Genomic DNA, 13,930 nt, shown 5'->3' with positions numbered 1-13,930 from the left:
CATGGGCGCCTGAGGATGGCCGCCGGGCGGCACGACGCGGTCGTGGTGGGCGCGGGCCCCGTGGGACTCTGCTTCGCGGTGCTGCTCGCGGACCGGGGCCTGGATGTCGCGGTCCTCGAGGCCAGGCCCCAGCGCGGCCGGCACACGCGGGCGATCGGCGTCCACCCGCCCGGGCTGCGCGTCCTGGAGCGGGCAGGCGTCGCGGACCGGGTCGCCGCCGCGGGCGTGCCGATCAGCGAGGGCGCCGCACGCGCCCGCGACTCCGGCGCGACCCGCACGGTGGCGCGGATCGGCTTCCGGCCGCCCGTGCTCGCCGTGCCCCAGTGGGCCACCGAGCAGGCGCTCGAGGACCGGCTCGCCGAGCTCGCGCCCGGGGCACTGCGCCGCGGCGTGCGGGCGGTGCGGGCCGAGCGCGAGGAGGGCGGCGCCGTCGTCCGCTGCGAGGACGGCGATCAGGTGGCGGGCCGCTGGGTCGTCGCGGCCGACGGCGCCCGCTCGCCCCTGCGCGCGGGCCTCGGCATCCCCGTGCGCACCCACGCCCTGCCCGACGCGTACCTCATGGGCGACTTTGCCGACGCGACCGGGGACGGGGCGCGGGCGGTGCTGCACCTCGAGGCCGCGGGGATCGTCGAGTCGTTCCCGCTGCCCGGCGGAGTGCGGCGCTGGGTCGCGCACGTGCCCGAGCCGGCCCTGGACCCGTCCGCGCGGGACCTCGCGCGGATCGTGGGCGAGCGGACCGGCGTGCGCCCGGACCCGTCCACGTGCACGATGCTGAGCGCGTTCACGGTCACCGAGCGGCTCGCGGCCCGGCTGCGCTCCGGGCGGGTCCTGCTCGCGGGCGACGCCGCACACGAGGTGAGTCCGATCGGCGGGCAGGGGATGAACCTCGGGTGGCTCGACGCCGAGGCCTTCGTGCCGCTCATCGCCGCGGGCACCGGCGGTCAATGGGACGAGCTGTGGGCCGCGGCGGAGGCGGAGCGGCTCCGGGCCGCGCGCTTCGCGGCCCGGCAGGCGAGGGTCAACATGGCCCTGGGCCGGGAGCTGCCCGCGGGCATCATGGCCGCCCGCAATGCCGCCTTCCGCGCGCTCTACCGCGTGCCGTGGCTCGCCGAGCGGACGGCCGCACGCTTCACGATGCAGGGCTGATCCCGCGCGCCCCGCCTGTCAGGTCCTGCGGGTCCAGGACCCACGGGTCGCGGGGGAGCGCGGAGGGGTCGAAGGCCCTGAGCGCCTCGGCCAGCGTCGCGGGCAGCCCGAGCGAGCCGAGGAGCAGCGCGGTCACCTCCTCGGGGCCGACCCGGGCGGTGGCGAGTTCGGCGAGCGTCACCGCGCCGTCGCGCTTGGCCAGGCGGCGCCCGGCGGGGTTGAGCACGAGCGGCACATGGGCGTACTCGGGCACGCGCGCGCCGAGCAGCCCGGCGAGGTAGGCCTGCCGCGGGGCCGAGGGGAGCAGGTCGTCGCCGCGGACCACCTGGTCCACGCCCTGGGCGGCGTCGTCGACGACCACCGCGAGGTTGTAGGCCACCACTCCGTCGTTGCGGCGCAGGACGAAATCGTCCACGAGCCCCGAATACCGCCCGTGCAGCACGTCTGTGACGGCCCAGTCGGTGACCGAGGCGCGGAGGCGGATGGCGGCGGGACGCTCCGCGCGGCGTCGTGCGCGCTGCGCCTCGGTGAGGTCGCGGCACGTGCCGGGGTACGCGCCCTGCGGCGCGTGCGGGGCGCTGGGCGCCTCCTGGATCTCGCGCCGGGTGCAGTAGCACTCGTAGGTGAGGCCGGCGGCGGCCAGACGCGCGATCGCCTCCTCGTAGAGCCCGCCCCGTTCGGTCTGGCGGACCACCTCGCCGTCCCAGTCGAGGCCGACGGCGGCGAGGTCCCTCAGCTGGACCTCCTCGGCTCCCGCCCGGGCCCGGTCCAGATCCTCGACGCGCAGGATGAACCGCCGGCCCGCGGACCGGGCGAAGAGCCACGCGAGCAGGGCGGTGCGGAGGTTGCCCACGTGCAGCTCGCCCGAGGGGCTGGGGGCGAAGCGTCCGGCACCGGAAGTCATGCCGTCTACGCTAGCGGGCTCAGCCCTCGCCGAGGGCCTTCTTCACCGCTGGCACAATCTCGGTGGCCAGCAGCTCGACGGAGGCCGCGGTCTCGGCGAACGGCAGCGTCCCGAGGCCCACCTGGGCCATGAACCGGCTCGTGCCGAGCGCCTCGTGGGTGGCGAGGATCCGCTCGGTGATCTCGGCGGGACTGCCCACGAGGAGGCCGCCGCCGGGGCCGGACCACGCGTCGAACTGCTCGCGCGGGAACGCGCCGGCGGGCCGCGGCATGTTCTGCTGGATGTACGCGGCGTAGTGCGGGTAGAACGCGTCGCGGCCCGCCTGGGAGGTGCGCGCGGCGTAGAAGTGGCTGCCCGTGCCGACCTTCAGGGACGAATCCGGGTGCCCGGCCTCGGTGCCGGCGGCCCGGTAGAGCTCGACGAGCCGGGCGAAGTGCTGGTGCCCGGACAGGAGCGCGAGGAACAGCGGGACCCCGGCCTGGCCTGCCCGCACGAAGCTCGAGGGCGTACCGCCGACGCCCCGCCAGATCGGCAGCCGCTCCTGGACCGGCCGGGGCGCGATCGCCGCGTGGTGGAGTGCGTGGTGGGCGCGCGGGCCCGCGGCGGCGGGGGCTGGCCAGGTGACGTCGGCGTGCTCGCGCATCTGCAGCAGGAGCTCGAGCTTGTCCTCGAAGAGGGCGTCGTACTGGGCGGGGTCGTAGCCGAAGAGCGGGAACGACTCCGGGAAGACGCCGCGTCCGGCGAGGATCTCCGCACGGCCGCCGGAGACGATGTCGAGGGTGGCGAACTGCTCGAACACGCGCGCCGGGTCCGCGGTGGACAGGACCGTGACGGCCGTGGTGAGGCGGATGCGTCGGGTCTCGCGCGCGATCGCGGCGAGGACGATCTCTGGGGCCGAGAACGCGAAGTCGTGGCGGTGGTGCTCGCCGAGGCCGATCACGTCCAGCCCGGCCTCGTCCGCGAGCCTGGCCAGCCGGAGGGTCTCGTCGATGCGCTGGGCGGCGGAGCGCCCGGTGCCCGAGGGGCCGCGGGTGAGCTCGCCGAAGGTGAAGATGCCGAAGTCCATAATCACTTGAACATTCAACCATCACCGCAGCATTCCCGGGCGCGTGCGTTCCTGCTCACGCTGGGTGGCCGAAGCTGCGTCCGCACGGCGTGTCGCGGCGGGACACGCCGGGGCGCCGAGGCTTGGTGAGCAGAATGGCACGCGCCCCAGGGCGCCCAGCCTCAGCCCGCCACGTCCTCTGGTGTGAAGCGTGCCATGAGCTCGTCCCGGACGTCCGCGAGGTGCGAGGGCGTGGCGGCCAGGGCTGCAGGGACGGCGGGCGGCGGCGGCGCGGACACGCCGGCCAGGGGATCGTCCGTGCGGGCCGCCTCGAGCGTCAGGGCTCCGCCGACGTCGGGCGCGGCCGCGTCCCGGCGGGTGAGCGGCGGGAGCCCGAACCGGCGTTCGACCGTGGCCAGGATGCTCGTGTGGTCGAGGGGCGTGGAGCCCGCGGGCACGCGGAACACCGTGCCGGCGGGAATGAGGGGGCTCACGAGCACCGTGGGAACACGGGGGCCGAAGCGTGTGAAGTCGAAGCCGAACTCGCCCGGGGAGGCATCCGGCGGGACAGCCCCGCTGGGCGGCGGAACGTGGTCGTAGCATCCGCCATGCTCGTCGTAGGTCACGATCAGGAGCGTCTTGGCCCACGAGGGACCGGCGCGGAGGGCGGTGTAGGTGTCGAGGATGAGCTGCTCCCCGGCGGCCATGCTGTAGTTGGGGTGCTGGCTGTTGCCGGTGGAGCTCCAGGCCGGCTCCACGAAGGCGAACGCGGGCAGGGTCCCTGCCGCGGCGTCGGCGCGGAAGTCCGCGAACCTGCCGATGTTGGCGGCGGGGGCCTTCTGGGTGTCCGGGAAGTTCAGGCGGGTCAGCGGCGGCTTGCTGTAGCCGTAGATCTTCCACGGCAGGCTGTGCTGGCCGAGGAGGCCGAAGATGCTCGGCACGGTGAACGACTTCGTGACATCGTCCATGTGGCCCTGGCTCGTCCCCGCGCACGTGAAGGCCCGGTTGGGCATGGTCTCCGTGGGCACGGAGCTGAACCAGTGGTCGCAGACGGCGAACCCGCGCGCGAGGGCGCTGAGGACGGGGAGCGTCTCCGGGGCAAAGCAGCCCATGATCCACCCGGGCGCGGTGCCCGGGACCACATACCATTTCTTCGCCTGGTTGTCCTTGATGGCCTGGGCGTAGTCGGCCACGAATCCGGTCATGGTGGGCACGGCGCCGGGAGCGGGCTTCGTGGTCCCGAAGAGCTGGTTGTTGGCTCTGGCGAAGCCCTCGCCCGGGTCGGCGCCGGGCATGAAGTAGGCCTCCGGGGTGGTCGGGGCGATGGGGTAGACGGCCACGGGTCTGCCGTCTGGTCCCGGGCAGCTCTCGGCACCCGTGAGGCCCTCGAACGGCGCCCCGCTCGGCGAGACGTTCCCCGCGTCGTGGTAGAGGTACCCGAGGAGGTGGTCGAACGAGCGGTTCTCGAGCATGAGCACCACGATGTGGTCGATTCCTGCGAGTCCGTCAGCCATGGCCTGCCCTCCGCTCGGATAGTGCGGGGAGTGCTCTGGGACGCCGGAGCCGCACGGGGACAGGCTATGGCGCGGAGTGTGCGGGAGGGAACAGCCGGTGCGGGCCAGTCCACGGGGCTTCCCCGCAGGCGGCCGCTCAGGCGAGCAGCGCCTCGAACCCCATGGCCGCCGCGGTCATGTCCGCCTCGATGACCTCGAACTCGGCCACGCCGTGCACCGAGAACGGGTCCTCGGCGATCGCGGCCTCGAGCGCGCCCCGGTCCGCGAGGGAGAGCAGGATCCCGCCGGTGCGCGGGTTCTTGCGCCCGGCGGCGACCACGAGCCCGCGGTCCACGGCGTCGCGGAGCCACGTCCGGTGGGCCTCGAGGTGGGCCTCGACGACGTCGAGCGGCACGGTGTAGGTGAGCGAAACGATGAGCATCCCCACAGCCTATGCTTGGTACCCGTGACGGAACCCCGCTGGCTTGACGCCCAGGAGCGCCGGGCGTGGCTTGCCCTGCTGAGCGTGACCACGCTCCTGCCGGCAGCCCTCGACGCGCACCTGACGCAGCTGAACAAGCTGTCCCTGTTCGACTACAACGTGCTCGCGATGCTCTCCGAGGCCGAGGGCCGCATGCTCCCGATGAAGGAGCTCGCCTCCCGCACCTCGGCCTCGCTCTCGCGCCTCTCGCACGTGGTGACGAAGCTCCAGGGCCGGGGGTGGATCGACCGGCGCCCCTGCCCGGACGACGCCCGCGTCACCACCGCGCACCTCACCGACGCCGGCTGGGAGACCATCGCGGACCTGGCGCCCGAGCATGTGCAGCGCGTGCGCCAGCTCGTGTTCGACGCCCTCGGGGCCGATGACGTGGCCCGGCTGGCGGACATCGGCGAGAAGATCGTCGGCAGGCTCCAGGAGGAGAACTGGATCTTCCGGGATCCGTCCCGCGAGCGCCTCCTCGGTCCGGCGTACGACGGCGGGGTGGCACCGTGAGCGAGTCCTTCACCTCCCGCTTCGTGGCCCTGGGCGACTCGTTCACCGAGGGGGTCGGCGACGCGGACGCCTCGCGCCCGAACGGCGTGCGCGGCTGGGCAGACCGGGTGGCCGAGCAGCTCCAGCGGGCCGACCCCGGCCTCGGATACGCGAACCTCGCGATCCGCGGCCGCAAGATCCGCCAGATCCTCGCCGAGCAGATCGAGCCCGCCCTCGCGCTGCGCCCCACGCTCGTGACGCTGTACGCCGGGGGCGAACGACATCCTGCGGCCCAAGGTGGACATCGACGCCCTCATGGAGGGGTACGACGCCGCGGTGGGCCGCCTCGTGGATGCGGGCGCCCAGGTGCTGCTCTTCACGGGCTTCGACGCCGGCTCGTCCAAGGTGTTCGGGACCATGCGCGGCCGGACCGCGATCTACAACGAGCAGGTCCGCTGGATCGCCGACCGCCACGGGGCCGCCCTGGTCGACTACTGGCGCTTCCATGAGTTCCAGGACTGGCGCATGTGGGACGTGGACCGGATGCACATGTCCCCGCTCGGCCACGCGACGATGGCCAACCGGGTCCTGGAGCTGCTCGAGCACGAGGGCCTGGCCGAGGTCCCCGACGCCGTGCCGCTGCCCAAGCTGAGCCGCGTCGAGCAGCTCCGTGCCAACGCCGCGTGGACGCGGGAGTACGCGTGGCCGTGGGTCGTCCGGCGCGTCACGGGCCGCTCCTCGGGGGACGGACTGAGCCCGAAGTACCCGGCGCCCGTCCGCCTCTGACCCGTCCGCATCTGACCCGTCCGGCTCCGGGCCCGCGGCCGTCCGGCCCTACGCCGCGCTCGGGGCGCGGAACCCCGGGGTGGCGAGCAGGCCGCCGTCGTGCGCCACGGCGAGCACGTCCACGTCCCAGCGGGCGGTGACGGCATCGAGGGTGGCCCGGCCGCCGGCGACGACCGCGGTGGCGAGGACGTCCGCGGTGACGATGTCCTGCGCCGCCACGCTCACCTGGGCGAACTCGGGCCGGCGGTGGCCGGAGGGCCCGCGCAGCCCGACGGTCCAGATGTGGTCGCCGCGCTCGGCCGAGCCCGAGGTCGCCAGAGCGAGCCGCGCCGGCGGCCGCGGCCCGAGCGGGTAGGAGCCCAGCAGGGTGCGCCGATCGGCGGGGTCCACGATCCCGGCGAGCCACGGGGGAGCGCCGGCCTCACCCGCCGCCGCGGAAGCCGAGGACGCGGACGACGGCGCCGGTGAACCGGAGACGAGCACGTCTCCGCCCGCGTTGAGGCACCAGTCGTGCAGGCCGAGCGCCACGAGGGAGCGGCCCGCCTCGGCGATCGCGTACCCCTTCACGAGGCCGCCCAGGTCCAGGAGCCCGTCCGGACGCTCGGGCGTGAAGGCGCCGTCGGTCCGGCCGCGCCACCGCACCGCGTCGGCGTACAGGTCCCGCAGGAGCGGGCTGGCCTGCAGGAGGGCCAGCTCCCCGCGGGCGATCCGGCTCGCCTCCGAGTCCGGCCGGTAGAGGCTGAACTGCGCGTCGAGGGCCGCGAACTGGTCCTCGACCACGGCGGCCGCGGCCTCGAGCCGATCGAGATCGGCCTGCGCCGCGCTGCCAGAGCCCACGGGCGCGGTGAGGCTGACCACCGTGCCCATGCAGGCGAACGTCCGTGCGCGCAGAGCCGGAGCGGGCGCCCAGGTGTCGGACGCCCGGAGGCCCGGAGTGGGCTCAGAGATGGGCTGCATCGAGGGCCGCCTGGAGGGACTGGAGGTAGGCATCCGAAGTGATCGTGGCGCCGCTGACCGTCTGGACGTTGGCCGACTGGGCCTGCAGGACCTCCGAGCGCAGGATCGGGGCCGCGGTGGCGCTGATCATCTGGGAGCGCCTCTCGGCGTCGGTGAGGTGCAGGGCCGCTACGTCGGTGATCTTGCCGTTCCGCACGGTGATCTGGACCTGGACGTCGCCGTAGCGTGTCGAGACGGTCTGGCCCGCGTAGGTGTTCTGGGGCTGGGACCCGGCCGCCTGGCTGGTGCCCGATCCAGATGAGCCGGACGTGCCCGACGCCCCGCCGGAGGCGCCCGAGGCACCCGAGCCGCTGGCCGCCGCGGTGCTTCCCGTGCCGTTCGCGGCGCCGGCAGTGCCGGGGGTGCCGGCCGTGGGCTGGGCGGCCTCGAGGGCGTGCGCGCCGGCCTGCCAGCCGATGGCGAGGATGCCGAGGGACGCGACGGAGGCGGAGAGTGCTGCGCGTTTTCTCACCAGTCGAACCTTTCGCGGTGGAGGGTCTCGTCACGGGCGCCGGAGGCCTTCGCGTCGGCGAGGACGGCGTCGGACCACTCGCGGGGCCCGCAGACGTAGACGTCGGTGTCGGCCAGCGCGGGGGCGCCGGCGGGGAGGTAGTCGGTCAGGCGCAGCCCCGTCTGGTGACGGGGGAGCCAGGAGCTGCCGCGGGCGCGCCGGCCCACGAGCTCGTACAGCACGGCACCGCGGGCCTGGCACAGGGCGGCGATCTCCTCGCGCAGGTAGAGCTGGTGCGGGGCGCTGGCCCGGAGGATCACGGTCGCGTCGCCCGGGGCGAACTCGGCCCGCTCGAGCAGGGCGCGGATCGGTGTGATGCCGATGCCCGAGCCCACGAGGACCAGGCCGGGGCGGGTGCGGGAGGTGTGGGCGAAGTTGCCGTAGGGCCCCGCGAGGGCCACCTTGGTTCCCGGGCGGAGCCGGGCGAGCGCGGCGCTGCCCCGGCCGAGGTTGCGGACGGTGATGCGCAGGGACTCCCCGTGCGGCTCCGCCGAGAGGCTGAACGGGTGCGCGTGCCACCACAGGCCGGGGGCCAGGAAGCGCCAGATGAAGAACCGGCCGCCCTCGCCGGTGAGCTCGTGCAGGCGCAGGCCCGTCATCTCGATGCTCACGACGCCGGCCCCCTCCTGCACCACGCGGCTCACTGTGAGCTGGTGGCGCCACGTGCGCACCAGCGGCGTGACCACGCGGAACCAGAGGAGCGCCACGACCACGCCCCAGTAGAAGACCTCCCAGTAGAGCCGCTGCCAGTGCCCCTCGGCGAAGAGTGCGCCGACGCTGAACTGGTGGGGGATGGCGGTCAGGACCGCCGCGTAGGTGAGGAGGTGGATCGCGTGCCAGAACTCGTACGGCATCTTGCGCCGCACCGCGACGAGGGACGTGACGACCACGGCGATGAACAGCGCGATCGAGACGAACGCGAGCCACATGTCCGGCACGAGGTTCCACAGGCTCACGGCCTCGGCGATCGGGTTGAGGCCCTCGGAGGCGCCGTAGCCGAGCAGGAGGAAGGCCATGTGGGCCAGGAGCAGGTAGAGCGAGGGCTTGCCGAGGCTGCCGTGGACGGCCATGGCGCGGTCGTGGCCGATCGCCCGGTCGATCCAGGGCAGCCGGGCGGCGAGGAGGAGCATGACGAGCACGAGGTCCGTGCCGATGAGCCCGGCGATGATGCCGATGGACGTGAGTGCCGAGGGGACGGTGCCGAACTGGCCGGCCCCGCCGTCCGCGAGGTAGAGGGCCACGGCGGCGGCCGCCGAGCTCCACGCGGCCACGCCGAGCAGGTCCGCGCCGATCAGGCGGCGCCGTCCGCGGGCCCTGAGCTCACGGCCCAGGGCGGTGCGCCGGGTCACCCGGGGCAGTGCCTCCGTGCGGGGCTGGGGAGTGGGGAGTGTCGCCGTCATGCTTCAACAATCGGGCAGCACCCTGTCGATTAGCTGTGGCGGTCCTTGACCCCAGCCGTGCCTTGGTTGAAATCTCAACCGGTGGTCGAGCGGAGTCGAAACCCCTACTTCCCCGTGAACGCCGCCCCGCGCTTCTCGAGGAACGCCGACGTGCCCTCGCGCATGTCCTCGGTGGTGAACGCCTCGCGGAACAGTTCGGCCTCGATCTCGAGGCCCTGGCCGGTGTGCCGCCCGTACGCGCGGGTGATGGACTGCTTGGCGAGCCCGACGGCGAGCGGGGCCTTCGGGGCGATCTCGCCGAGGGTGGCGCGCGCCGCCGCGAGGAGCTCCTCGCGGCCGGGGAGGACCCGGTTGACGAGCCCGAGGCGGAGGGCCTCGGCTGCGTCGATGCGCCGGCCCGTGTAGATGAGCTCGCGCGCGGGACCCAGTCCCACGCGCTGGGGCAGGCGCACCGACCCGCCGAAGCCGGGCACGAGCCCGAGGTTGACTTCGGGCTGGCCGAACTGGGCGGCCTCCGAGGCGTAGATGAAGTCGCACGCGAGGGCCAGCTCGCAGCCGCCGCCGAGGGCGAACCCGTCCACCGCCGCGATGACCGGCACCGGCACCTTCTCGATCAGGAGCGTCACGCCCTGGGCGGAGCGCGCGTACTCCGCCGCTTCGTCGGGCTCCATCGACGCCATCTCGCGGATGTCCGCCCCCGCCACGAAGGCCTTGCCCCCCGCACCGGTGACGATGACCCCGCGGACCGGCCACCCGGCGTCGTGCGTGCAGGAGTCCTCGATCGCGGTGAAGGCCTTCCACAGGTCCGCGATGACCTGCTGGGAGAGGGCATTGAGGGCCTGGGGGCGGTTCACGGTGAGGGTCAGGATGCCCTCCGTGAGGTCGAGCTCGAGCGTTTCGTAGCTGCCCAGCTCGGTGCTTGCCAGATCGCTGCTGGTGGGGGCCATGGGTCACGTCCTCGCCGTCGATGGTGTGTTCCGACCCCCACGCTAGCGGTCCCCGGCGCGGTGGTGAAACCCAGTCTCACCGGGCGTGGTACCGCCGCCTCGCGACGGCGAGCCCGATCAGGGAGATCACGGCCACCGCCATGTAGTAGAAGCTCGGTGCGGCCAGCGCGCCGGTGAGGCCCAGGAGCCACGTGAGCACGAGGGGCGCGAGGCCGCCCATCACGGTGACGCCCACGTTGTAGGCCACGCCGACGCCCGTGGTGCGCACGTTGATCGGGAAGATCTCGGTGAGCAGGGTCGGCAGGGGGCCGAAGTAGAGCGCGCACAGGATGCCCAGGACCGTGATGACGAGGATGAAGACCGGAAGCGTAGGGCTGCTGATGATCAGCTGGAACAGCGGCCACGCGAGCACGAGGGCCGCCACCGCGGCCCAGAGCATGAGCCGTGCCGGCCCGAATCGGTCCGCGAGGCTGCCGACGAACGGAGTCCCGACGAGGATCACGAGGCCCGCGACCACCCCGCCGAGGTAGGCGGCGCTCGCGGGGACGTGCAGGCTCTTCACCGCGAAGGTGGGCATGTAGAGGATCAGGTAGATCGAGATGGTGGCGACGCCGATGCTCGCCGAGGCGGCCAAGAGCCTGCCGAGGTGGGTGGAGAAGACGGCGCGGATCGGCGCCGCGTGCTTCTCGCTCCGCTCGAACTCCTCGGTCTCGGACAGGCGGGAGCGGATGTAGAGGCCGACGGGGCCGATGAAGATCCCCAGGATGAACGGGATGCGCCAGCCCCACGAGTACAGCTGCTCCTTCGTCAGCCAGCTGAACAGCGCGAACCCGAACGCCGAGGCCAGGAACATGGAGATGCCCTGGGCCGCGACCTGCCACGAGGCGTAGTAGGCCTTGCGGTGCGGGGCGGTCTCGACGAGGAAGGTCGTGGCCGTGCCGAATTCGCCGCCGGCCGAGAAGCCCTGGATAAGCCGGGAGATGAGGATGATGATGCCCGCCCACGCCCCGATGAGCGCGTGGGTCGGGGCGATCGCCATGATGAGCGTTCCGAGCATCATGAGCGCGAGCGTCACGGTCAGGGCCTTCTTGCGGCCGTGCCGGTCGCCGTACGAGCCCAGGAACATCCCGCCGAGCGGCCGGACGAGGTAGGAGATGGCGAACGTCGCGAACGTCAGGATGAGCCCAAGGGTGCTGTCCCCCTCAGGGAAGAAGTTCTCGGCGATGACGATTGCGAACGAGGCGTAGACGATGATGTCGAACCACTCGAGGGCGGCGCCGATGGAGCTGCTGACGACGGCCTTGCGGGCCGCGGCGAGCCGTTCAGGGGTGGCCGCGACGGTGGCGGGGGTGGCGGGCATGGCGCTCCTTCGGGTGGGTCCAGGCCGATCAGGCCAACAGGTGGGCGATGACCCGGTCGAGGAACGCCTCGCAGCGTGCCAGCTGGGCCAGGTCGACGTACTCGTCGGCGGAGTGGGCCTGCGCGATGTCTCCCGGGCCGCACACCACCGTGGGGATGCCGCCCTGGTCGAACAGGCCGGCCTCGGTGCCGTAGGCGACCTTCTCCGTGCTCGGCTCACCACCCCACTCCGCGGCCAGGCGGACGACTTCGGCGTCGGCCGCCGTCTCCAGCCCCGGCGCGGCAGCGACGATGGTCACGTCCACGCCCGCCTGCGGGTCCTCCGCCTTCATCTCGCCCTCGATCCGCGCGAGCTCGGCCCGGAAGCGCCCGAGGAGGGCCCGGGAGTCGACGCCGCCGATGGAGCGGAACTCGAAGTGGAGGCTGCAGTCAGCCGGGATCGTGTTGACGGCGATCCCGCCCTCGATGAGGTTCACGGTGCAGGTCGTGTACGGAACGTCGAAGGCGTCGTCGTACGGGCCCTGCTGGCGGAACTCGTCCGCGACCGAGCGCACGAACCGGGCGAACGCCGCGGCGTGCTCGATGGCGTTGACGCCGTTCGGGGTGAGCGAGGAGTGGGCGGCGACCCCGCGGAAGTCCACGCGGACGAGGTTGATGGACTTGTGGCCGCGGATCACCCGCATGCCCGTGGGCTCCCCGACGATGCACGCCCTCGGCCGGAGCCCGCGGCCCACCATGTCCTTGACGAGGTCCTCGGCGCCGAGGCAGCCGATCTCCTCGTCGTAGGAGAAGGCCAGGTGGAGCGGCTCGCGCAGGTCCGCGGCGGCGATCTGCCCGATCCGGGCCACGACGGCGCCCACGAACCCCTTCATGTCGCACGCCCCGCGGCCGTACAGCCGCCCCTCGCGGATCTCGGGCGCGAACGGGGCGCTCGACCACTCCTGGCCGTCCACGGGAACCACATCGGTGTGGCCGGAGAGGACGATCCCGCCGTGGACCGAGCCGTCGGAGGCCGGGAAGGTGGCGATCAGGTTGGCCTTGCTGCCCTCCGCATTCGGGACGAGGACGGGTTCGACGCCGTGGCGGCGCACCTCCGCGGCGACGAGGTCGATGAGCGGCAGGTTCGAGTCCCGACTCGTGGTGTCGAGTCCAATCAGGCGCGTGATCCAGTCCATCGTCTCCCGCGAGACGGCTGATTCGATCGCTTCCAGGTCCACGTCCACGTCCTAGCGTTCGGAGGGTCTCGGGATTTTCACAGTAGTCCCGCGTTTCCCGCGGCGCACGTGCGTGCGTGACGGAAATCATGCTTAGACTGGCGAATCGTAGATCGTCGAGGGGCGCCGGCCCCGCCATTGGACGGCCCGCTCGCGGGCCAGACGTCGTGGAGGTACAGCCATGGAACGGATCGAGATCGCCGGGTTCCAGCTCAGCAGGAGGAAGCTCCTCGGCATCGGCCTGGGGACGCTGGGCGCGGGTGCGCTCGCCGCGTGCTCGAGCAGCCCCTCGCTCCCTGCGCCCTCCGGATCGGGCTCAGCGGGCGCGTCCGGGTCGGTGATCGACCTCGCGGCGTACGACGCGGTCCTGTCGAAGGGCAAGGTCGCGGACGCCTCGCTCGTGGACGGGAACGCGTGGGCCAAGGCCATCAAGGCCCGCGGTGCGATCAACCGGGGCGGCACCGACACCTCCTCGCTGTTCTCCCTGCGGGATCCGGCCACCGGGAAGGTGGCGGGCTTCGACGCCGGCATCTCCCAGCTGCTCGCGAAGTACATCACCGGCCAGCCCAAGGAGAACCTCAGCCAGGTCACGGTCGACACCCGTGAGACCCTCCTGCAGAACCAGTCCGTGGACCTGGTCATCGCGACCTACTCGATCACCCCGGCGCGCCAGCAGAAGGTGGACTTCGGTGGCCCGTACTACGAGTCGAAGTCGGCGATCCTCGTGAAGTCGACGAACTCGTCCATCAACTCGGTGGACGACCTCGCGGGCAAGAACGTCGCCACCCAGGCGGCCAGCACCGGCGTCGCCCTCCTGCAGAAGTACGCGCCGAAGGCCAACGTGCAGACCTTCGACGACAATCCCAAGTGCCTCGCCGCCGTCCAGCAGGGCCGCGTCGACGCCTACGTGATCGACCAGTCGATCCTGCTCTCGGACGTGGCCAAGAACAAGGACGTCAAGATCGTCGGCGACCCGTTCGGCAACGCGGACCCGTACGGGATCGGACTGCACAAGGGCAGCGACGCGCTCGCGTTCGTCAACGCGTGGCTCAAGTCCATCGAGGAGGACGGCACGTGGGCCGCGCTGTGGAAGGCCACGGTGGGCCAGGTCGTCAAGACGGATCCGCCCAAGCCGCCGGCCATCGCCTCCTGACCG

The 13,930-nt window shown here is 72.9% G+C and carries 13 protein-coding genes and 1 pseudogene; 4 read left to right on the top strand and 10 right to left on the bottom strand.

The window, feature by feature from the left end; genetic code table 11:
• The first annotated feature begins 15 nt into the window (after positions 1-15).
• Entirely contained in the window at positions 16-1,146 is a 1,131-nt protein-coding gene (locus tag J2W21_RS17315; RefSeq protein WP_307115762.1) for an FAD-dependent oxidoreductase, read from the top strand.
• Here the strand turns inward: J2W21_RS17315 and gluQRS are convergent.
• The 4 genes from gluQRS to J2W21_RS17295 form a co-directional block, all read right to left on the bottom strand.
• Entirely contained in the window at positions 1,130-2,050 is a 921-nt protein-coding gene (gene gluQRS / locus J2W21_RS17310; RefSeq protein ID WP_307115761.1) for a tRNA glutamyl-Q(34) synthetase GluQRS, read from the bottom strand. The two genes, J2W21_RS17315 and gluQRS, sit on opposite strands and share 17 nt — an antisense overlap.
• A 19-nt stretch (positions 2,051-2,069) precedes the next feature.
• The gene (locus J2W21_RS17305; protein WP_307115819.1) at positions 2,070-3,116 is read right to left on the bottom strand and encodes an LLM class flavin-dependent oxidoreductase; all 1,047 of its coding nucleotides are present in this window, start codon (positions 3,114-3,116) and stop codon (positions 2,070-2,072) included.
• 161 nt (positions 3,117-3,277) lie between these two features.
• Positions 3,278-4,609, bottom strand: coding sequence for an alkaline phosphatase family protein (locus J2W21_RS17300; RefSeq protein WP_307115760.1), 1,332 nt, complete (start codon positions 4,607-4,609; stop codon positions 3,278-3,280).
• Between the two features lie 136 nt (positions 4,610-4,745).
• Entirely contained in the window at positions 4,746-5,030 is a 285-nt protein-coding gene (locus tag J2W21_RS17295) for a YciI family protein (RefSeq protein WP_307115759.1), read from the bottom strand.
• Positions 5,031-5,054: 24 nt separating this feature from the next.
• Here J2W21_RS17295 and J2W21_RS17290 point away from each other — a divergent pair, with 24 nt between their 5' ends.
• Positions 5,055-5,582, top strand: a complete 528-nt coding sequence (locus tag J2W21_RS17290) for a MarR family winged helix-turn-helix transcriptional regulator (RefSeq protein ID WP_307115758.1) — start codon at positions 5,055-5,057, stop codon at positions 5,580-5,582.
• Positions 5,579-6,347: pseudogene (locus tag J2W21_RS17285) on the top strand (SGNH/GDSL hydrolase family protein). Before J2W21_RS17290 ends, J2W21_RS17285 begins: the two are co-directional and overlap by 4 nt.
• 48 nt (positions 6,348-6,395) lie before the next feature.
• Here the strand turns inward: J2W21_RS17285 and J2W21_RS17280 are convergent.
• The 6 genes from J2W21_RS17280 to argE all read right to left on the bottom strand — a co-directional run bounded on the left by J2W21_RS17280 (position 6,396) and on the right by argE (position 12,777).
• Complete coding sequence (locus J2W21_RS17280) at positions 6,396-7,214, bottom strand: FAD:protein FMN transferase (protein ID WP_373423125.1); 819 nt, start codon at positions 7,212-7,214, stop codon at positions 6,396-6,398.
• Positions 7,215-7,287: 73 nt separating this feature from the next.
• A complete protein-coding gene (locus J2W21_RS17275) occupies positions 7,288-7,815 on the bottom strand; it encodes an FMN-binding protein (RefSeq protein ID WP_307115756.1) in 528 nt (175 codons plus the stop codon).
• A complete protein-coding gene (locus J2W21_RS17270; protein ID WP_307115755.1) occupies positions 7,812-9,254 on the bottom strand; it encodes a ferredoxin reductase family protein in 1,443 nt (480 codons plus the stop codon). Before J2W21_RS17270 ends, J2W21_RS17275 begins: the two co-directional genes overlap by 4 nt.
• Before the next feature lie 104 nt (positions 9,255-9,358).
• On the bottom strand, positions 9,359-10,201 hold the full coding sequence (locus tag J2W21_RS17265; RefSeq protein WP_307115754.1) for an enoyl-CoA hydratase/isomerase family protein: 843 nt from the start codon (positions 10,199-10,201) through the stop codon (positions 9,359-9,361).
• A 76-nt stretch (positions 10,202-10,277) separates the two neighbouring features.
• Positions 10,278-11,561 (bottom strand): MFS transporter, encoded by a 1,284-nt coding sequence (locus J2W21_RS17260; RefSeq protein WP_307115753.1) that lies wholly within the window; start codon positions 11,559-11,561, stop codon positions 10,278-10,280.
• 28 nt (positions 11,562-11,589) lie between these two features.
• The gene (gene argE, locus J2W21_RS17255) at positions 11,590-12,777 is read right to left on the bottom strand and encodes an acetylornithine deacetylase (protein ID WP_307115752.1); all 1,188 of its coding nucleotides are present in this window, start codon (positions 12,775-12,777) and stop codon (positions 11,590-11,592) included.
• Positions 12,778-12,955: 178 nt separating this feature from the next.
• On the opposite strand from argE, the gene J2W21_RS17250 reads away from it, so the two are divergent.
• Positions 12,956-13,927: a glutamate ABC transporter substrate-binding protein gene (locus tag J2W21_RS17250; protein ID WP_307115751.1), complete on the top strand. Its 972-nt coding sequence runs from the start codon at positions 12,956-12,958 to the stop codon at positions 13,925-13,927.
• Positions 13,928-13,930 lie beyond the last annotated feature (3 nt).

The organism is Sinomonas atrocyanea, from assembly GCF_030811715.1.
Lineage (GTDB): Bacteria > Actinomycetota > Actinomycetes > Actinomycetales > Micrococcaceae > Sinomonas > Sinomonas atrocyanea_A.
Note: the sequence above shows the minus strand (reverse complement) of the source record. Positions and strands in the feature narration are given on the sequence as shown.

Bases quoted from the DNA above. Each gene is read 5' to 3' on its own strand.
- gluQRS (WP_307115761.1), bottom strand. From the start codon at position 2,050: ATGACTTCCGGTGCCGGACGCTTCGCCCCCAGCCCCTCGGGCGAGCTG.
- J2W21_RS17300 (WP_307115760.1), bottom strand. From the start codon at position 4,609: ATGGCTGACGGACTCGCAGGAATCGACCACATCGTGGTGCTCATGCTC.
- J2W21_RS17260 (WP_307115753.1), bottom strand. From the start codon at position 11,561: ATGCCCGCCACCCCCGCCACCGTCGCGGCCACCCCTGAACGGCTCGCC.
- J2W21_RS17305 (WP_307115819.1), bottom strand. From the start codon at position 3,116: ATGGACTTCGGCATCTTCACCTTCGGCGAGCTCACCCGCGGCCCCTCG.
- J2W21_RS17265 (WP_307115754.1), bottom strand. From the start codon at position 10,201: ATGGCCCCCACCAGCAGCGATCTGGCAAGCACCGAGCTGGGCAGCTAC.
- J2W21_RS17315 (WP_307115762.1), top strand. From the start codon at position 16: ATGGCCGCCGGGCGGCACGACGCGGTCGTGGTGGGCGCGGGCCCCGTG.
- J2W21_RS17295 (WP_307115759.1), bottom strand. From the start codon at position 5,030: ATGCTCATCGTTTCGCTCACCTACACCGTGCCGCTCGACGTCGTCGAG.
- J2W21_RS17280 (WP_373423125.1), bottom strand. From the start codon at position 7,214: ATGGGCACGGTGGTCAGCCTCACCGCGCCCGTGGGCTCTGGCAGCGCG.
- J2W21_RS17250 (WP_307115751.1), top strand. From the start codon at position 12,956: ATGGAACGGATCGAGATCGCCGGGTTCCAGCTCAGCAGGAGGAAGCTC.
- J2W21_RS17270 (WP_307115755.1), bottom strand. From the start codon at position 9,254: ATGACGGCGACACTCCCCACTCCCCAGCCCCGCACGGAGGCACTGCCC.